Below are 18923 nucleotides of genomic sequence, written 5' to 3'. Positions count from 1 at the left end.
GGAGCCAATGCCGGTACGGGAGTGAATGCAGCTCAGGGCGCAGAGAAGCGACCCCCGCGCACACCCGAACCGGTGACCCCGTGTGCCCGATTCGGAACGGTTCGTGTTGTGGCAAAGCTATGACGTAGCTGGGTGGTACTTGGGCTTACTCAACCGGGGTAGGCGGCTATTACCCTTGCTCATCGGCTCCCGCAAACCGGCTTGCCGACGACTTACACCTGCCCAACTCACCGGAACGCGAGATACATGACCGTCAATGACGATGTCCTGCTTGTCCACGGCGGAACCCCGCTTGAGGGCGAGATCCGTGTCCGCGGTGCGAAGAATCTCGTACCCAAGGCCATGGTCGCCGCCCTGCTGGGCAGCGAGCCGAGCCGACTGCGCAATGTCCCCGACATCCGCGACGTGCGTGTCGTACGCGGTCTGCTGCAGCTGCACGGTGTGACGGTCCGTCCGGGTGAGGAGCCGGGTGAGCTGGTGCTCGACCCGTCGCACGTCGAGAGCGCGAACGTCGCCGACATCGATGCCCACGCGGGTTCGTCACGCATCCCGATTCTGTTCTGTGGCCCGCTGTTGCACCGTTTGGGGCATGCGTTCATCCCGGGGCTCGGTGGTTGCGACATCGGCGGGCGGCCGATCGACTTCCACTTCGAGGTGCTGCGGCAGTTCGGCGCGAAGATCGAGAAGCGGGCGGACGGCCAGTACCTGGAGGCCCCGCAGCGGCTGCGCGGCACGAAGATCCGGCTGCCCTACCCGTCCGTCGGCGCCACCGAGCAGGTGCTGCTGACGGCCGTTCTGGCCGAGGGCGTCACCGAGCTCGCCAACGCCGCCGTGGAGCCCGAGATCGAGGACCTCATCTGCGTCCTGCAGAAGATGGGCGCGATCATCGCCATGGACACCGACCGGACGATCCGCATCACGGGTGTGGACAGCCTCGGCGGTTACACCCACGCGGCCCTCCCGGACCGCCTGGAGGCCGCCTCCTGGGCTTCCGCGGCGCTGGCGACCGAAGGCAACATCTACATCCGCGGCGCCCAGCAGCGCTCGATGATGACGTTCCTGAACACCTACCGCAAGGTGGGCGGCGCCTTCGAGATCGACGACGAGGGCATCCGCTTCTGGCACCCGGGCAGCCAGCTGAAGTCGATCGCCCTGGAGACGGACGTCCACCCCGGCTTCCAGACCGACTGGCAGCAGCCGCTCGTCGTCGCCCTCACGCAGGCGACCGGCCTCTCGATCATCCACGAGACGGTGTACGAGTCGCGCCTCGGCTTCACCTCCGCGCTCAACCAGATGGGCGCGCACATCCAGCTCTACCGCGAGTGCCTCGGCGGCTCGGACTGCCGCTTCGGCCAGCGCAACTTCCTGCACTCGGCCGTCGTTTCGGGCCCGACGAAGCTCCAGGGCGCCGACCTGGTCATCCCCGACCTCCGCGGCGGCTTCTCGTACCTCATCGCCGCCCTCGCGGCCCAGGGCACCTCCCGGGTCCACGGCATCGACCTCATCAACCGCGGCTACGAGAACTTCATGGAGAAGTTGGTGGAGCTGGGCGCGAAGGTGGAGCTGCCGGGCAAGGCGCTCGGGTAACAGCGGCAGTCGTACGTACGACGATGGGGCGGCCCCCGGTGAAGGGGGCCGCCCCATTGGCGTTACTGGCGCCTCGTACGCGTCCCTCTGGCTTACAGGAACGTACGGGCGGGCTTACTTGCCCTTGGCGGCTTCCTTGAGCTTGGAGCCCGCGGAGACCTTCACGCTGTAGCCGGCCGGGATCTGGATCGGGTCGCCGGTCTGCGGGTTGCGCGCGGTGCGAGCGGCACGGTGGGTGCGCTCGAAGGTCAGGAAGCCGGGGATGGTGACCTTCTCGTCGCCCTTGGCGACGATCTCGCCGACGGTCTCGGCGAACGCGGCCAGAACGGCGTCGGCGTCCTTGCGGGTCACCTCGGCGCGGTCGGCCAGCGCGGCCACCAGCTCACTGCGGTTCATGTTGTTACTCCCGTGTTCTTCTTGCCGTTGAGGCGTGCCACGCGGCGGAGCCGCATATTGGGCACAGCGGAGTCGATGCTGCCAGGGTCCTCGGTCGGTCCCCGGACCCGGGTCCGTAGCCAGACCCTCGCGCCCGAAGACGCATCCTGCCCCCACCTGCGGCGGGAAAGCCAATCCGGCACCCCTGGGAGTCACACGAACACCCTTGGGAGTCACACGAAAAGGCCCTGGAGAGGCCTGGGCAGGGCTGAGCCTGGCCGCCACCCTAAAGGCGGCCACAGGCCCCGCGTTCCGCGACGCGCCGGGGTCCGGGCGGTCGTGGCACCCGTCACAGCCGCAGCACGGCCGCGCTCACGCGGTCGTGTTGTCCGCTTCCGTCACCCCTGCCGCCCGCGCGGCGTTGCGCACCGCTCCGGCAACCGCGCCCGCGACCTTGTCGTTGAAGACGCTCGGGATGATGTAGTTCGGGTTGAGCTCGTCCTCGGTCACCACGTCCGCGAGGGCGGTCGCGGCGGCCAGCATCATCTCCGTGTTGACGGTACGCGACTGGGCGTCCAGGAGGCCACGGAATACGCCGGGGAAGACCAGGACGTTGTTGATCTGGTTGGGGAAGTCGGAGCGGCCGGTGGCGACAACTGCCGCCGTCTGGCGGGCGATTGCCGGGTCGACCTCGGGGTCGGGGTTCGCGAGCGCGAACACGATGGCGTCGTCGGCCATGGCGGCCACGTCGTCGCCGTCGAGCACGTTCGGAGCGGAGACGCCGATGAAGACGTCGGCGCCGCGCACGGCCTCCTTCAACGTGCCGGTGAGGCCCTCGGGGTTGGTGTTGTCGGCGATCCAGCGCAGTGCCGAGTCCGGGGTGGCGTCCACCAGGTCGCCGCGGTCGGCGTGCACGACGCCGTGGATGTCGGCGACGACGGCGTTCTTGACGCCCGCGGCGAGGAGCAGCTTGAGGATGGCCGTACCGGCCGCGCCCGCGCCGGACATGACGACACGAATGTCGCCGATCGCCTTGCCGGCCACGCGAAGTGCGTTGGTCAGGGCCGCCAGTACGACGATCGCGGTGCCGTGCTGGTCGTCGTGGAAGACCGGGATGTCGAGGGCTTCACGCAGGCGCGCCTCGATCTCGAAGCAGCGCGGCGCGGAGATGTCCTCCAGGTTGATGCCCGCGAAGCCGGGGGCGATCGCCTTCACGATCTCGACGATCGCGTCGGTGTCCTGGGTGTCCAGGCACAGCGGCCAGGCGTCGATGCCGGCGAAGCGCTTGAAGAGGGCCGCCTTGCCCTCCATGACGGGGAGGGCGGCCTTGGGCCCGATGTTTCCGAGACCCAGCACGGCCGAGCCGTCCGTCACGACCGCAACGGAGTTGCGCTTGATGGTCAGACGGCGAGCGTCCTCGGGGTTCTCGGCGATCGCCATGCACACCCGGGCCACACCCGGGGTGTAGATCATGGACAGGTCGTCACGGTTGCGGATCGGGTGCTTGGACTGCATCTCGATCTTGCCGCCGAGGTGCATGAGGAACGTACGGTCGGAGACCTTGCCGAGCGTGACACCCTCGATGCCGCGCAGCTGCTGGACGATCTCGTCGGCGTGCGCCGTGGAGGTCGCGGCGATGGTGACGTCGATCCGGAGCTTCTCGTGGCCGGAAGCGGTCACGTCGAGGCCGGTCACCGAGCCTCCGTGGGACTCTACGGCCGTGGTGATCTGGGAGACCGCGGTTCCGCTTGCGGGCACCTCCAGCCGGACCGTAATCGAGTAGGAGACGCTGGGCGCCGTTGCCATGGCCGACTTCCTCTGCTTTCACCGTGTCGCTGGTATGCCGTCCGATCGTCGCACCTACCGTCGAGTACGCGGTAGCCGCCCCGGATTGCGAACGTTTTGTTCGTGGGCGGCGGAAACTTTCGGAAAACATCTTCCACCATACGAGAAGTGGGAGCGCAACAAAAGAGGCCCACGTCACGGGGTGACGTGGGCCTCTTCGACGTTCAATGACACCGACCCGCCATGCTCGCCTCGCGGCAAGTGGTCGCTCGTAGCGACGAAGGTTGGGCCCGGGGGCTTGGATCGGGCCGGTGCCACGTCAACGGTAACAAAGGATCCCCGTAAGGCAATTCCCGTCCCGAGAGTTCTTTCCCGTGGAGCCGGACGGGTGGGCGGCCGGGACAAAGACGCTGATATCAGTCCCGGAGCAGATCAGGCACCCCGTTCGCATCGGCTTGGTCCCGCTCGTCGGAGACGACGGTCAGCTGCTGCGTAGCCCGTGTGAGAGCCACGTACAGCACGCGCAGCCCCGCCGGCGACTCGTCGGCGATCTCCGCGGGCGAGACGACCACCGTCGCGTCGTACTCCAGCCCCTTGGCCTCCAGGCTGCCGAGCGCCACCACGCGGTCGCCGAGCCCGGCGAGCCAGCGTGCGGCCTCCTCGCGCCGGTTCATGGCGACGACGACACCCACGGTGCCGTCCACCCGGTCGAGGAGGCGAGCCGCCTCGGCGCGCACCGCCTGCGCGAGTGAGTGTCCATGGCTCGTTGTCACAAAACGAGGCTCGACCCCGGTCGACCGTACGGCTGACGGGGACTCGGAGCCGGGCATGGCGAGGGCGAGGACCTTGGCGGCCAGCTCGGCGATCTCGGCGGGGTTGCGATAGTTGACGGTCAGGGTGAAGCGGCGCCGGGGACGGGTCCCGAGGGCCTCGTCACGGGCCTCGGCGGCCTCGTCGGGGTCGGACCAGGAGGACTGCGCCGGGTCGCCGACCACCGTCCAGGTGGCGTGCCGGCCCCGCCGCCCGACCATCCTCCACTGCATGGGCGTGAGGTCCTGCGCCTCGTCGACGATGACGTGCGCGTACTCGGTCCGCTCCTGCGACAGCCGCTCGGCGCGCTCACGCTGCGACTCCTCGCGTACGGGCATGAGCTCCTCGAGTCCGGTGAGCTGGTCCAGGGGATCGAGATCGCGCCTCTTCCTGGGCCGGGCCGGCATGCCGAGGATCGACTGGAGCTCGTCAAGGATGGCCACGTCATGAACGGACAAGCCGTCCCGCTTGAGCGAGCGCGCCACCCGACGGATCTCGCCGGGGTTGAGGATCCGCCGCGCCCAGCGTCCCAGCCGCCGCTCGTCCGCCATGGCGGCCAGCACGCCGGCCGGGGTCAGCTCCGGCCACCACGCGTCCAGGAACTCGATGAAGCCGTTCTCGGACGTGATGTCCTCGTCGAACGAAGACCTCAGCTCGGCGGCCAGCTCCGGGTCCGTGTGCCGCGTCCCGGCGCCCGACCGCGCCCACAGCGCGTCGAGCAGCAGCCTGCGGGCGCGCGGCCGCAGCAGGTTGACGGGCGCGGTCCCGCCGAGCGCGTTGCGCTTGATCCGGTCCAGCTCGGCCGCCTCCAGCTCCAGCCGCCGCCCGAAGGCGACGACACGAAGGCGGGTGGGCGAGCCGACGGGGGCCCCACCCTCCGGGCCGCCCTGCCCGGCGGCCCCGGCCTCCTCCCCGAAGGCGAGCTGCTCGGCGTGGGGGCCACGGTCGCCGGCCCGCACACCGCTGCCCGGCGCGTCCACGCCGCCGTTCCCCGGGGCTCCGGCCGCGTCGGTCCTGCCGTGGACGGTGTCCGTGCCCCCGGCGGAACGCCCGGTGGCGCCCGCGGGCCCTTCCAGCACCCCGCGCGCCGCCTTCCGCAGGACCTTCAGCATCCGGTACGAGCCCTTGGCGCGGGCCACGGCCGGGGAGTCGTACAAGGTGGCCTCCGTGCCGTCGACGAGCGAGCCGATCGCACGGATGGCGACCTGGCCCTCCTCGCCGAGGGAGGGAAGGACACCCTCGGTGTAGGCGACCAGCAGCGGGGTCGGGGAGACGATCAGGATGCCGCCCGCGTAGCGGCGACGGTCCTGGTAGAGCAGGTACGCCGCCCGGTGCAGGGCCACCGCCGTCTTGCCCGTGCCCGGGCCGCCCTCCACGTACGTCACGGACGCTGCGGGCGCCCGGATCACCAGGTCCTGCTCGGCCTGGATCGACGCCACGATGTCGCGCATGGTGTGGCTGCGGGCCTGCCCGAGCGCGGCCATCAGCGCGCCGTCGCCGATCACCGGGAGTTCACGGCCGTTCAGGGAGGCCTTCAGCTCCGGGCGCATCAGGTCGTCCTCGACACCGAGGACCCTGCGCCCCTTGGAGCGGATGACCCGACGGCGTACGACACGGCCCGGGTCGACCGGCGTCGAGCGGTAGAAGGGGGCCGCGGCGGGCGCCCGCCAGTCGATGACCAGCGGCGCGTAGTCCGCGTCGAGGACGCCGATCCGGCCGATGTGGAGCGTCTCGGCGATGTCGGCGCTGTTGTCCTCGCGGACGGCGCCCTCGGCCGGTTCCACCGCCGTGTACGCGCCGTCCGGGCCCTTCTTGCCGTCCTTCCCCAGGAGCAGGTCGATGCGGCCGAAGAGGAAATCCTCGAACTCGTTGTTGAGGCGGTTGAGGTGAATTCCCGCGCGGAACACCTGGGCGTCACGCTCCGCGAGCGCCCCCGGCGTACCGACCTGACCGCGCTTGGCGGCGTCGTTCATCAGGAACTCCGCCTCGTGGATCTTCTCCTCGAGGCGCCGGTACACCCGGTCCAGATGTTCCTGTTCGACGCTGAGCTCCCGGTCCCGTACGGAGTCGTCCTTGACGGAGTCGACCTCGACGGATTCACGGACCGAGCCGAGCGCGGTTTCCTGCTGAGCCTGAGCGGCCACCGGGCCCCCTTCTGACGTGCTGGGCAGCCGTCAACCGTACGCGAAGGGGGGCCCGTAATCTACGCGTGCGCTCCGGGTTCGCTCACGCGTCCACTTCCACGAGCCGCTTCCCGTCGAAGGTCATGACCTCGAAGTGGTCGATCTCATTGGGCGAGAAGGCCGCGCCGCCGTGCACGTAGAGCGGGGATTTCGCCTCTTCGGTCTTGGCGTTGGGGATGCCGTAACCCCACTTCGGGACCGCCCAGGAGGTCACCGTCTCGCGCTCGCCGTTCTTGCCGACGGCGATCAGGGAGCACTTGAGCGGGCCCTTGACGTTCTTGAGCTGGAGGACGGCGTGGGTGCCCCAGTCCTTCTTCTCGACGGCGACGACGGCGTTGACCTTGGTGCTCGGGTCCGTGGCCGAGACCCTGTCCTTCATGACGTCGAAGGCGGCCCTGGCCGGACTGGTGGGGTGCGCCATCCCGGCCTCGTTGCTGGTGCCGCCGCCGTTGACCGCCATCACCGTCAGCGGACCGCCGATGATCAGCGCGGCCGCGGCCGCCACCAGGTACATCCCGCGCCGGCGCTTCAGGGCGCGCCGCTCGGAGACCTCGTCGACCAGCCGTTCCGCGAGCCGTGGGCTCGGGCGGGCGGCCAGGGACTCACCGATGGCCGGGGTGCCCTGGGAGGCGGGCAGGTCCGCGAGTGCGGCGAGCATCGGTTCCATGCCGGCGAGCTCGTCGAGCTGCTGGGCGCACCACTCGCAGGTGGCGAGGTGTCCCTCGAAAGCGGTTGCTTCGGCGTCGTCGAGAATCCCGAGCGCGTAGGCGCCGACAGTCTCGTGGATGTTGTCACCCGGGTTCTGCTGTCCCCGTGGTCCCTGCATGGCTCCTGGACCGCCCGTTCCGTAACCCCCGTATGCGTTCATGCCGTCACCCCCCGCTCCTCCAGCGCCAGCTTCATCGAGCGCAGGGCGTAGAACACCCGTGAGCGCACGGTGCCGCTGGGTATGCCGAGCGTCTCGGCCGCCTCATTGACCGTACGCCCTTTGAAGTACGTTTCGACCAGAACTTCCCTGTGAGCAGGGGTCAGGTCGTCCAGCGCGTCCGACAGTGTCATCAGCCACAACGCCTTGTCGATCTCGTCCTCCGCGGGAATGACCTCCAGCGGTGACGGGTCCACCTCCTGCGGCCGGGCCTGCCGGCTGCGGTGGCCGTCGATGACGATGCGCCGGGCAACCGTCACCAGCCAGGGTCGTACCGAACCGGTCGCACGATTGAGCTGACCGGCGTTCTTCCAGGCACGGATGAGCGTCTCCTGCACGACGTCCTCGGCACGCTGCCGGTCTCCGGCGACCAGCCGCAGCACGTAGGCCAGCAGGGGTCCCGCGTGTTCCCGATACAGCGCACGCATCAGCTCCTCGTCGGGTTCGGTCGACGAGGACTGCTGGGACATGCGATGTCGGGCCCTTGGCCTTCGTTCATCAGCCACGGCGGAATCCTTGCGCACGCCTACCTCCGGTGTCCGGGGGTTCCCCCAGTCGGTCGCTCATCCCCGGGTACGTGCGCAGGCGTGCGTGTGTTCAAAGAGCGTGCACTTATTTCTTGTTCAGGGTGTGAAGAGAGGAGGCAAGGGTTTTCTTGATCACTTGACGTGGCCGCGACATCACGTACGGACGCCGATTGCGCGCCCCGTGACCGCGTGATCACGCGAAGGCGAGGGCCGCCCGTCATCGCCCTCACACACGACAGGAGCCGTATGTGACGGCAATCACGCGCGGGCGAGGGCCGCCCGGCGCCGGTGCCGGGCCACTCTCTCCCGGTTGCCGCACACCTCACTGGAACACCATCGTCGGCGCCGGCCCCGGGAGGTGTCGAGGTAGACGATCGGGCAGTTGTCCCCCTCGCACTGCCTCAGGCTCGCCCGCGCCACCGGATCGGTGAGCAGTTCCAGGGCGTCCCGGGCGACGACGGAGAGCAGTTCCGCACAGCCGGGCGGGGTGCGCAGCCTGCGGTGCAGCGAACCGTCGTCCGCGCGTACCGCCCAGGGGGCGGGCGGAGTGTCCAGCGCGACCGCGTTGACGCGGGCGAGTGCCGCGTCGGCGGGCCGCGCGTCGAGCTCGCCACGCACCAACTGGGCGATGTGTCCGCGCAGTTCACGGAAGCCGAGCAGCCATGCCGCGTCGACCGATGCCAGCGGCGTCCCCGCGGGCACGAGTCCGGACGCGGCGATCCAGGCGCGCAGCCGGGCGGCCGAGTCCAGACGTTCCTCGGGGTGGGTGGTCGCCGTCAGGTCCAGGCAGATCCGCCCGGAGTCGAACCGCAGCTCGTACGAGGCCGTGGCCATGCCCGATGCCATGTGCCTGTCACCGCCTTGGGGTCACCCGCTGTCGTACTCCCTACAGTGCATGCCCGCACGCGCGGCCGGAAGACTCCATACCGCTCATCTGCTGGACGCGTGCTTATGGGGCCGCGCGTCTGAGCCATGTCACCCGTGCCGCGACGCCGGTTGACTCAAGGACATGACGGACAACAGCACGGGGCGGCGTACGACCGCCGGAGGTGTACTGGGTGCGGCCACGGTGGCGATGGGCCTGATCGCCGGGGTCTTCTACATATTCGCCTGCGATGTCATGCCGTCGCTGGCCCGCAGCGACGACCGCGTCTTCATCGAGGTCATGCAGAACATCAACGACGTGATCCAGAACCCGGTGTTCTTCCTGAGCTTCATGGGCGCACTGGCGCTGACGGCGGTCTCCGCCTGGCAGTCGCGGAACTCCCCGTACCGGTGGTGGGTGTTCGGGGCCCTCGCCGCGTACGCGCTCGCCTTCCTCTTCACCGTCGCGGTGAACATTCCGCTCAACAACGACCTCGCGAACGCCGGCGATCCGGCGAAGATCGCCGACCCGGCCGCCGTACGCGAGAAGTTCGAGGACACATGGGTGGCGTGGAACGTCGTGCGGGCTCTGCTGTCGACGCTCGCGCTGGCGTGCCTGGCACGCGCGCTCCTGCTGTGCGGAAGGTCAGGAAGGCCCTACGCGTCGGCGTACTTGGCGTCCGCGGCCGGGTCGAGCGCGAGCCGGTAGCCGCGCTTGACCACCGTCTGGATGAGCTTGGGCGCGCCCAGTGCCGTACGCAGCCGGGCCATCGCCGTCTCGACCGCGTGCTCGTCCCGCCCGGCACCCGGCAGCGCGCGCAGCAGCTCGGCCCGGGCCACCACCCAGCCGGGCCGCCGCGACAGGGCCCGCAGCAGCGACATCCCGGCCGGTGGCACGGGGCGCAGCGCCCCGTCCACCATCACGGCGTGCCCGCGGATCTCCACACGGTGCCCGGCGACGGGCAACGCCCTGGCCCGCCCCGGAAGTTCCTGACACAGCAGTTGTACGAGAGGGCCGAGCCGGAAGCGTTCGGGCTGGACCGTGTCGATGCCCCGGGCCTGCAGCGGCAGCGCGGTGACCGGGCCGACACAGGCGGGCAGCACGTCGTGGTTCAGGGCGGCGAGGAGTTCCGGGAGCAGTCCCCGCTCCTCCGCCCGGGACATCAGAGAGGCGGCGGCGGGCGCGCTGGTGAAGGTGAGCGCGTCCAGACCCCGGGTGACGGCCGCGTCGAGCAGCCGGTCGACGGGACCGATGTCCTCCGGCGGCATCCACCGGTAGACGGGGACCCCGACGACCTCGGCGCCCGCGGCGCGCAGCGACTCCACGAATCCGGGCAGCGGCTCGCCGTGCAGCTGGATGGCGATACGGCGCCCGTCGACCCCCTCGTCCAGGAGCCGGTCCAGGACCTCGGCCATGGACTCGGAGGACGGGGACCATTCCTCGGTCAGTCCCTGGGCCCGTATCGCCCCCTTGACCTTGGGCCCGCGGGCGAGCAGCTCGACCCCGCGCAGCCGGCCGAGCAGGTCCTCGCCGAGCCCCCACCCGTCGGCGGCCTCGACCCAGCCCCGGAAGCCGATGGCGGTCGTGGCCACCACGACGTCCGGTGCCTGGTCGATCAGTTCCTTGGTGGCGGCGAGCAGCTCGCTGTCGTCGGCGAGCGGCACGATGCGCAGGGCCGGCGCATGCAGGACGCAGGCACCGCGCCGCTGGAGCAGCGCCCCGAGCTCGTCGGCCCGGCGCGCGGCTGTCACGCCCACGGTGAATCCGGCGAGGGGGCCGGTGTCCGGTTGCTGCTGTTCGTCGTACATGGCTCTCGTCTCGCCTGGAGTCGTTGCACCTAGATGCCGATCGAGCCTGTCAACGATGCGTGACAGGCTCGGTTCGGCTTCATGTCGCTGGTGTTACGTCACACCTCGGCGTAGCTGAGCTGCGGCTTCGCCTCGGAGGGGGCGGCCTTCGCCGCCCGGGCGGCCGGGCCTCGAAGGTATACGGCCCAGGTGACCGCGAAGCAGGCCGCGTAGAAGGCGAGGAAGGTGACGAAGGCACCGGTGCCGGAGCCGGAGGTGAGGAAGGACTGCCGGAAGGCGAGGTTGATGCCCACGCCGCCGAGCGCGCCCACGGCTCCGATGAGTCCCATCGAGGCCCCGGAGAGACGGCGCCCGTGACTGGCGGCCTCTTCACCCTCCAGTCCCTTGGCGAGGGCCTTGGCCTGGAAGATCCCGGGGATCATCTTGTACGTCGACCCGTTGCCGAGCCCGCTGAGCACGAACAGGACGATGAAGACGGTGACGAACAGCGGCAGCGACTTCTGCATGCTGGCGACGATCAGGACGGCGGTGGCCAGGGCCATGCCGACGTAGTTCCACAGCGTGATCTTCGCGCCGCCGTACCGGTCGGCGAGCCAGCCGCCCACGGGCCGGATCAGCGAGCCGAGCAGCGGACCGATGAAGGTGAGGTACGCGGCCTGGAGCGGCGTACGGCCGAACTGGACCTGCAGCACCTGCCCGAAGGCGAAGGCGTAGCCGATGAAGGACCCGAACGTGCCGACGTAGAGGAAGGACATGATCCAGGTGTGCGCGTCCTTCGCGGCGTCCTTGGCGGCGCCGGTGTCGTTCTTCACGGACGCGATGTTGTCCATGAAGAGGGACGCGAGGACGGCCGCGAGGACGATGAGCGGGATGTAGATGCCCAGCAGGACCCTCGGTCCGCCGCTCGCGCCGATGATCGCGAGAGCGATCAGCTGGATGACCGGCACACCGATGTTGCCGCCGCCGGCGTTGAGACCCAGCGCCCACCCCTTCTTCCTCAGCGGGAAGAAGGCGTTGATGTTGGTCATCGAGGAGGCGAAGTTGCCGCCGCCGATTCCGGCCAGCAGACCGATCCACAGGAACGTGGAGAAGGAGGTCCCCGGCTTCATCACGGTGAAGGCGGCGATGGTGGGGATGAGGAGGAGGCTGGCGGAGATCACCGTCCAGTTCCGCCCGCCGAAGATGGCCACGGCGAAGGTGTACGGCACCCGCACGACCGCGCCGACCAGCGTCACCATCGACGTGAGCAGGAACTTGTCGGCCGGGGTCAGCCCGTACTCGGGGCCCATGAAGAGCACCATCACGGACCACAGGGTCCAGATCGAGAACCCGATGTGCTCGGACAGCACGGAGAAGAACAGGTTCCGCCGGGCGACCTTCTCCCCGGTCTCCTGCCAGAAGGCCTCGTTCTCCGGATCCCACTCCTCGATCCAGCGGCCTCCCCTGTGTCGTGCGGGGGCTGTACTAGGGGCTGTCATGACGCCTCCACGGTTCTCCGGTGCGGTGCTCGTGTCTTCCTGGGGATGACAACCGAAGGTAGGGAGGACGCGTTTCCGCCCTGTGGCTGTGGGTGACTGGAAGGGAACGTTGCTCTCACTCGGGCGCGGGGGCGGCGGTGAGGGCGATTCCGTTCGCGAAGGCGTCGAGGTCGGAGAGCGCGGCGTAGAGCTGCCCCAGTTCGTTGGTGAAAGCGAGGAGCTGGACGTCGACGGCCGGATCCCGCGTACGCCAGTGGTACGCGAGTACGCCGAGGAGGTAGTCGGGGTCCTGCGGGTCGTCGGGATGCAACGGAACGAAACGGACGACACGCACCCCGCTGCCGAGGCGTTCGGTCGTGAACGCCTCCTTGACGGGCATCTTCCCGGACTCCTTCTCGTACTCGAAGGACCCCAAGTAGTGCATGACGGCCGAGTGGGCGTCGTGCTCCGGCTTCCAGAAGTCGACGAGGACGGGAATGGGCGGCTTACGCAGATCGGGCCAGTGGAGGAGGTGGAAGTGTGCGGGAACCAGATCGAAGAGCTGGGCATAGCTGTCCCGGATCTGATCGGCGACGCGGGTGTGCAGATCGTCAGGGATGTCCTTGTCACCGAGCAGCACTCGCTGCCGTACAACGAGCGCGGCGGCCATGTCCTCGGCGTACGCGGAGGAGTCCGCCCACTCCGTCTGCGCAAAGTCGGCGGGGAGGGCAACCCACTGCCGGCCGGGATCCTCGGCGAGCGTGCCGTACGGGGAGGGGGCCACGGACCAGCCGTCGTCGTGGGGCAGGAAGGACACGGCCGGCCCGGGAGAGTCGGTGCTCATCGAGTGCTCCAGCGGAAGTTCGCCATCACGGCATCGAAGAGGTCGACGAGGAGCGCGGACAGCTCGCCGTCCGCGTCCTGCGGACCGACAGTGGAGAAGGCGACGGTCAGCCACCGCCGGGAGTCCTGCGGCACGGGGACCTGGTAGTCGACGCGGCGCGAGGGGAAGTCGATGCCGCGGGCCGGGTCGGCCGGCGCCGTCCTCTCCGTCCGAACCGAGGGCGCACCGTCGAGCTCGACGACCTCGCGGCCGGCCTCGGAACTGGCCAGGAACAGAGCGAGTTCGGCGGGGTCGAGGTCGCCGTCGCCTGCCATGGGCGTACGGGTCTCGGACACCAGGAACGAGGCGGGAACGGAGATGCCGTGCATCAGCTCGACGGGGAGGTAGAGGTCAAGCCCGTTCGCCTCGCGAGCCTCGCCGATGCGTTGCCAGAGTCTCGCTTCGAGGTCCCTGCTACTTCTTCCGGGTGGAGCGGCGGCGGGTGACCGCACCATGGACGAGAACGGCGACGGAGAGGACGGACGCGAGCAAGCCGAACCAGACGAGTGCCTTCCAGACCGGGTTGTCGACCACGGAGAAAGCCTCACGGTCGGCGGCGCCGGAGATGAGGGTGAACAGCACAGCGACGAGCCAGAAGTGAACCGGCGGGGCTCCTCCGCCCAGTTCCAACGGGCCGCCCAGCACCCCCTCGGGGGCATGCCGGAGCAGATAGCCCGCGTACCCATTGGCGTCCTTCGGGGGCTCTCCAAGCGGGCGCTTCAGTAGCTCCGGTGCGTGCCACAGCAAGGTCGCCGGCAACAGCAGCACCCAGCAGACCGTCAGGCCCACGAAGAGGGGCACCTGGTGGCTGTGATTCTTCGGGTCGAGCCCGAGGAGCGCCAGGACCAGCGCGTTGAGGCCGAGCCAGAGCCAGAGGCCGAGAAAGCTGACGGTGAGAAGAGTGAAGGCGTAGACGCGAAGCAGGGGCGGCAGGGTCCGATGCGTACCGCCGTCGCTCCACCCGGACCGCGGCGAACTGGTCACCACGACGACCCCACACCATGCGTCGTCCACGTCTTCGCCTGGATCCAGAGGTTGTTCGAACCGACCCAGGAGCCGCTGGAGAAATATGGTCCCGTCATCCCGAAGGCCTTGTCGAAGGCATCCACGCCCGTCCCCGCCGCGAACGCCCCCTGGCTGAGCCTGATGGCTCCGCTGCCCTTGGCGATCGACGACGCGATGCGCGCCGAGTCGGGGAACCGCTCGGCCGCCTGGCCGAGAAACGACTTGAGCGAGGCCGCTTCGGCACCACCGCCGAGGAGGTTCTTGAGAGCACCCATCTTCGGCAACGCCATCCCGCTCAGCTCCTTGGCACTGGTGAGCGCAGTGTTCTTCGCCGCATACATGCCCTTGGCCCCCTTGCTCATGGCCACACGCGCCGCCTCCCATTCCGCGCTGCCCTTCACGCCCGTCTTGAAGACCCGCCCGGCGCTCCTCATCTCGTCGGTCACCGCGGACTTGAAGGCGGCCTTCCCCAGGCTCATGGCCCCGGCGCCGCGCGTCGCACTCCGCACGCCCTCCTCGGCGGCCCGCATCCCGGGCGTCGCCAGCCGCCCGAGCCCGAAGGTGGCCAGGGCGAAGACGTCGAGCCCGACATCGATCCGACTTCCCGCCCCGGCCAGCGCGGTAGCCACTGACGGCGCTCTAATGCCGACCAGGCACGGCAGCTGTGGTGCGCCGTGATCAGTCAGGCTCAGTCTCGGCGGTGTCGCGGCCCGCGGGACGTGTGGCACCGATGAGGGTCCCGGAGGACTACCCCTGGGGAGGCTGGCCGTAATAGCCCGGGGCAGGGGGCTGCTGCCGGCCGGGACCGGGGGCGTACGGCTGCTGGCCATAGGGACCCGCGGCGGGCGCCTGCTGACCGTAAGGACCAGGAACCTGCCCCGGCACCTGCTGCCCGTAAGGACCGGCAGCTTGCGGCTGCTCGTAGGGACCCGCTGCCTGCGGCTGCCCCTGCCCATAGGGACCGGCAGCGGGCTGCTGCCCGTAAGGACCGGCAGCGGGCTGGTGCCCATACGCACCCGGAATGTACTGCTGCTGAGGCTGATACGGCTGGGGGTAGCCCCCCGGCGGCAGAAATCGCACCCGCCCGCCCTCCTCCGTCACAGGCGCGAACCCGGCGGCCTGCAACCGCGCCGCGAACTTGACGTTGCGCTTGCGCGTGACGACGAACCCGATGCCGAGGATGGCCATCATCACCACCCAGAAGATGCCCGCGCCGACGAAGGCGGTGGAGTCTCCACCGATCCGGTAGGCCAGGATCACGGATCCGACGGTCACGCCGACGACGCCGTACCCCATGCGCTTCTCGGCGTTCTTGCCCGTCAGATCGAAGTTGATCCGGGCCTTGAGCAGCTCGAGCGCGTCAGGGATGACGGGCGGCAGCGACTCCCCATGCCCGGCCTGTGGATACTGCGCCCAGTTCTGCGCGGCCCGCGCCTGAGCCTGCGGGCTGGGATCAGGCACGATCAGCATCCTCAGCTGGCCATTCCGCCCACCCTGCTGCGCATCCGCGTACTCGTACCCGAACTGCTGGGCAATGAAGGCGAGTCGGGCCAGCTTCTTCACCGAGGCCATGGGACTCGTGAGCTGAACCGCCTCCCCCGCGGCCATCAACTGGAACATCTTCCGTATCTGCCGCTTGCTCATGCCGCCCCAACTCCCCACCGGGCCCACCCGTTCACATCCGCAACCGGCTTAGCCTTTCACGCGCGCATTCCACCAAGAACAGCAAGGCAACCTGGTTTACCGGCCCTTGACCGGGCCTTGACGGAGACCGGCGAGACCAAGCCAATTCCGCGCAGGAACAGGCCCGTTGAAAGCGCATGGGGTGAGACCTCAGCCATGCCCGACTTTCACTGGAAACACACAGGTCCCAGGCGGATTCACACGCTCGCCCTGGCCGCTCCGGACGGCCCCGGGCCACCGCCGTCGCGATCCGGCCATGCCCCCATTGCCCTTGCTCGGCGCCGCGCCCCCATGCTTATGGTGATCGCCGCGCAACGGCGGGGCTCTGACCAGGCCTCCCGGACGCGCCGACCAACACCGGGGGAACCATGGGGGGAACCATGTTCACGGGGGACCGCGCCTCACGCGCCGCAGTAGTCATACGCGCCGCACGCGCCGCATACGTCGTACGCACCTCACGCACCTCACGCACCTCACGCACCTCACGTGCCTCACACGTCGTACGCGACGTACAGGACACGCGCGCCGTACGCGACGTACAGGACACGCGCGCCTCAGCCGTAGGCGACGTACCTGCCTCTGCCGTGCAGGGCGTGCGCGCCTCACGCGCCTGATCGGTCTCACCACTTCCACCACACCGCATTCGCCACACCGCATTCACCACATTGCGCCTCGGCCGGACACCTCTGCCTGCGGACCGGAACGCCTCAAGTCCGGTGATCCGCCGTGCCGTTGCCCTGCCTTGCGCCGCCCGCCGTACGCGACCACCGAAGGAGAACCCGCGCCCCATGGCCGACGAGATGGTCCGGAGAGCTCAGCAGTTCATCAACCGCACCTACCCCAACATGCTCGGCATCCCCGCGCTGGACGAGAACGGCCAGACCGGCTGGACGACGATGTTCGCGCTGACCCGCGCGCTCCAGTACGAACTCGGTGTCGCGACCCTGTCGGACACGTTCGGCCCGACCACCCTGTCGACGCTCGCCTCGAAGTTCCCGAAGCTGAACGCCTCGACGACCCCCTCGGCGAACTTCGCCCGCATCATCCAGTCCGCCCTGTACTGCAAGGGCTACGACGGCGGTGACATCGACGGGAAGTACAACTCCCGTGTCTCGTCCTCGGTGGCCAAGCTGAAGACGGACATGGGCGTCGACGGCGCTTTCCCCGGCGGCGACCTGGTGCCCAAGGTGTTCAAGGGCCTGCTGAACATGGACGCCTATGTGACCGTGAACTCCGGGTCCGACGGCATCCGCAGCGTGCAGCGCTGGCTGAACGGCCGTTACGTGAACCGCGCCGACTTCTTCGTCATCCCGTGCGACGGCCACAACTCCCGTGACGTGTCCAAGTCCATGCTCTACGCCATCCAGTACGAGCTGGGCATGGCCGACGGAACCGCGAACGGCGTCTTCGGTCCCGGCACGAAGTCCGGGCTGAAGTCGCACACCGTCTCGACCGGTTCGACGGGTACCTGGGTCTCCCTCTTCTCCGCCGCGATGATCCTCAACCAGCGGCCGGTCTCCTTCTCCTCCAGTTTCTCCTCCTCCCTGGCCGACGCGGTGAGGACGTTCCAGTCCTTCGCCAAGCTCCCGGTGAACGGCAACGGCGACTTCCAGACCTGGGCCTCGCTCCTCGTCAGTTACGGCGACCAGGACCGCAAGGGCGAGGCGTGCGACGGCGTCACGAAGATCACCACGGCGCGGGCGGCGGCCCTGAAGGCTGACGGCATCAAGTACGTCGGCCGGTACCTCACCAACCCCAGCACGACCTCACTGCCCGAGAAGGCGATCCAGCCGGGCGAACTCCAGACGATCGCCACGAGCGGCCTGCGCTGCTTCCCGATCTACCAGACCTTCGGCCGCGACGCCTCCGGCTTCACCTACGCCGCCGGACGGGCCGCCGGCTACGCCGCCGTCAACGCGGCGCTGGACCACGGGTTCAAGCCGGGCGCCCGGATCTTCTTCGCCGTCGACTTCGACGCCCTCGACGCGGACGTCACCAGCAACGTCCTGCCCCACTTCAAGGGCATCGAGGACTCGATGGCGGATGCCGGGAACCCGTTCAAGGTCGGTGTGTACGGTCCTCGCAACGTGTGTACGCGAGTCGCCGAGGCCGGCCACTCCTCGGCCTCGTTCGTCTCCGACATGTCCTCCGGATTCTCGGGGAACTATGGCTACCCGCTGCCGGCCGACTGGGCCTACGACCAGGTCGTCACGCGCACCGTCGGCTCCGGCGACGGAAAGATCGAGATCGACAACAACATCGCCTCCGGGCGCGACATCGGCGAGAACTCCTTCGACAAGCCGCGCGGGGTCCTCCCGGACGTCCGCTTCCTCGGCGGCTACCTGAACGCGCTGCACGACGACATCGGCAAGTACATGCAGTCGATCGGCTTCCCGAACGACGGCGGCAACCGCATCTTCAGCCACACCCAGTGCTTCGAGACGGTCCTCGCCAACGACGACGTGGTCACCGCGCAGTCGAACCGCTACAACATGCGCAAGGCGCTGATCCAGACGTCCGCGTACTGGGAGATGCGCCACTACGACATCATCGACCAGGCCGTGGACGCCGCCGTCGTCTACTACCACACCGGCGTCGGCGGCGGCATGACCCCGAAGCGCGACTCGTCCACGGGCATCGCCCAGATCAGCGGCGAGGTCGGTATCCGTGCCTGGAACCACTGCATCACCAAGGGCTATGTCTCCGGCACGATCCTCGACCCCGCCAAGGACGCCGACATCTGGACGATGTGGCAGAAGGTCAACAAGGACAACGCGTACGCCCTGCAGACCGTGTCCCTGATCCACCTGTGGGACGCGGAGGGCAAGCCCGGCGGCCAGAACCCGCCCGCCGGCGAGACCACCCTGCGCTCCATGCGACTGGACTACACCGAGTCGGAGATCTTCCAGGTCCTGCGCCGCTACCAGGGCTGGGGCCAGGAGGCGGAGGAGCACGCGACCAAGCGGATGGCGCTCTACCAGATCTTCGAGAAGTACAACGGCATAGTCCGGAACCAGTAACCCCCGGAAG

General features: G+C 69.1%; 16 protein-coding genes. 3 read left to right on the top strand and 13 right to left on the bottom strand.

Annotated elements, in window-relative coordinates; all coding sequences use genetic code 11:
- Positions 1-246: 246 nt before the first annotated feature.
- Positions 247-1587 (top strand): UDP-N-acetylglucosamine 1-carboxyvinyltransferase, encoded by a 1341-nt coding sequence (gene murA, locus ACIBK0_RS17880; RefSeq protein ID WP_399080640.1) that lies wholly within the window; start codon positions 247-249, stop codon positions 1585-1587.
- A gap of 114 nt (positions 1588-1701) precedes the next feature.
- On the opposite strand, the gene ACIBK0_RS17875 is transcribed toward murA, so the two are convergent.
- From ACIBK0_RS17875 to ACIBK0_RS17850, 6 genes are all read right to left on the bottom strand, one after another.
- Positions 1702-1983 (bottom strand): HU family DNA-binding protein, encoded by a 282-nt coding sequence (locus ACIBK0_RS17875; RefSeq protein WP_007382399.1) that lies wholly within the window; start codon positions 1981-1983, stop codon positions 1702-1704.
- 351 nt (positions 1984-2334) lie between these two features.
- Positions 2335-3768, bottom strand: coding sequence for an NAD-dependent malic enzyme (locus ACIBK0_RS17870; RefSeq protein WP_399080638.1), 1434 nt, complete (start codon positions 3766-3768; stop codon positions 2335-2337).
- Positions 3769-4163: 395 nt separating this feature from the next.
- Entirely contained in the window at positions 4164-6701 is a 2538-nt protein-coding gene (locus ACIBK0_RS17865) for a HelD family protein (RefSeq protein WP_399080636.1), read from the bottom strand.
- A gap of 82 nt (positions 6702-6783) precedes the next feature.
- Positions 6784-7566: a zf-HC2 domain-containing protein gene (locus ACIBK0_RS17860; RefSeq protein ID WP_399080634.1), complete on the bottom strand. Its 783-nt coding sequence runs from the start codon at positions 7564-7566 to the stop codon at positions 6784-6786.
- Positions 7567-7604: 38 nt separating this feature from the next.
- A complete protein-coding gene (locus ACIBK0_RS17855) occupies positions 7605-8135 on the bottom strand; it encodes a sigma-70 family RNA polymerase sigma factor (protein ID WP_037619265.1) in 531 nt (176 codons plus the stop codon).
- Positions 8136-8450: 315 nt separating this feature from the next.
- Positions 8451-9038, bottom strand: coding sequence for a CGNR zinc finger domain-containing protein (locus ACIBK0_RS17850; protein ID WP_399080631.1), 588 nt, complete (start codon positions 9036-9038; stop codon positions 8451-8453).
- Positions 9039-9201: 163 nt separating this feature from the next.
- Here ACIBK0_RS17850 and ACIBK0_RS17845 point away from each other — a divergent pair, with 163 nt between their 5' ends.
- Positions 9202-9765, top strand: a complete 564-nt coding sequence (locus tag ACIBK0_RS17845) for a DUF1772 domain-containing protein (RefSeq protein ID WP_399080629.1) — start codon at positions 9202-9204, stop codon at positions 9763-9765.
- Here ACIBK0_RS17845 and ACIBK0_RS17840 read toward each other — a convergent pair.
- From ACIBK0_RS17840 to ACIBK0_RS17810, 7 genes are all read right to left on the bottom strand, one after another.
- Positions 9714-10865, bottom strand: coding sequence for a uroporphyrinogen-III synthase (locus tag ACIBK0_RS17840; protein ID WP_399080627.1), 1152 nt, complete (start codon positions 10863-10865; stop codon positions 9714-9716). The genes ACIBK0_RS17845 and ACIBK0_RS17840 overlap by 52 nt on opposite strands.
- A 98-nt stretch (positions 10866-10963) precedes the next feature.
- Positions 10964-12343 (bottom strand): nitrate/nitrite transporter, encoded by a 1380-nt coding sequence (locus tag ACIBK0_RS17835; RefSeq protein ID WP_399080625.1) that lies wholly within the window; start codon positions 12341-12343, stop codon positions 10964-10966.
- A 115-nt stretch (positions 12344-12458) separates the two neighbouring features.
- Positions 12459-13166 carry a hypothetical protein gene (locus tag ACIBK0_RS17830; RefSeq protein WP_399080623.1) on the bottom strand — a complete coding sequence of 236 codons (708 nt, stop codon included), beginning with the start codon at positions 13164-13166 and terminating at the stop codon, positions 12459-12461.
- Positions 13163-13534 (bottom strand): hypothetical protein, encoded by a 372-nt coding sequence (locus tag ACIBK0_RS17825; RefSeq protein ID WP_399080621.1) that lies wholly within the window; start codon positions 13532-13534, stop codon positions 13163-13165. The genes ACIBK0_RS17830 and ACIBK0_RS17825 overlap by 4 nt, the downstream gene beginning before the upstream one ends.
- Positions 13535-13619: 85 nt before the next feature.
- On the bottom strand, positions 13620-14189 hold the full coding sequence (locus tag ACIBK0_RS17820) for a hypothetical protein (RefSeq protein ID WP_399080619.1): 570 nt from the start codon (positions 14187-14189) through the stop codon (positions 13620-13622).
- Complete coding sequence (locus ACIBK0_RS17815) at positions 14186-14839, bottom strand: hypothetical protein (RefSeq protein WP_399080617.1); 654 nt, start codon at positions 14837-14839, stop codon at positions 14186-14188. The genes ACIBK0_RS17820 and ACIBK0_RS17815 overlap by 4 nt, the downstream gene beginning before the upstream one ends.
- Before the next feature lie 118 nt (positions 14840-14957).
- Positions 14958-15854: a hypothetical protein gene (locus ACIBK0_RS17810; protein ID WP_399080615.1), complete on the bottom strand. Its 897-nt coding sequence runs from the start codon at positions 15852-15854 to the stop codon at positions 14958-14960.
- An 827-nt stretch (positions 15855-16681) separates the two neighbouring features.
- Between ACIBK0_RS17810 and ACIBK0_RS17805 the strand changes: the two genes are divergently transcribed.
- Positions 16682-18913, top strand: a complete 2232-nt coding sequence (locus ACIBK0_RS17805; protein ID WP_399080613.1) for a glycoside hydrolase domain-containing protein — start codon at positions 16682-16684, stop codon at positions 18911-18913.
- Positions 18914-18923: the final 10 nt, after the last annotated feature.

Origin of the sequence: Streptomyces sp. NPDC050564 (genome assembly GCF_044457265.1) — a bacterium.
Lineage (GTDB): Bacteria > Actinomycetota > Actinomycetes > Streptomycetales > Streptomycetaceae > Streptomyces.
Note: the sequence above shows the minus strand (reverse complement) of the source record. Positions and strands in the feature narration are given on the sequence as shown.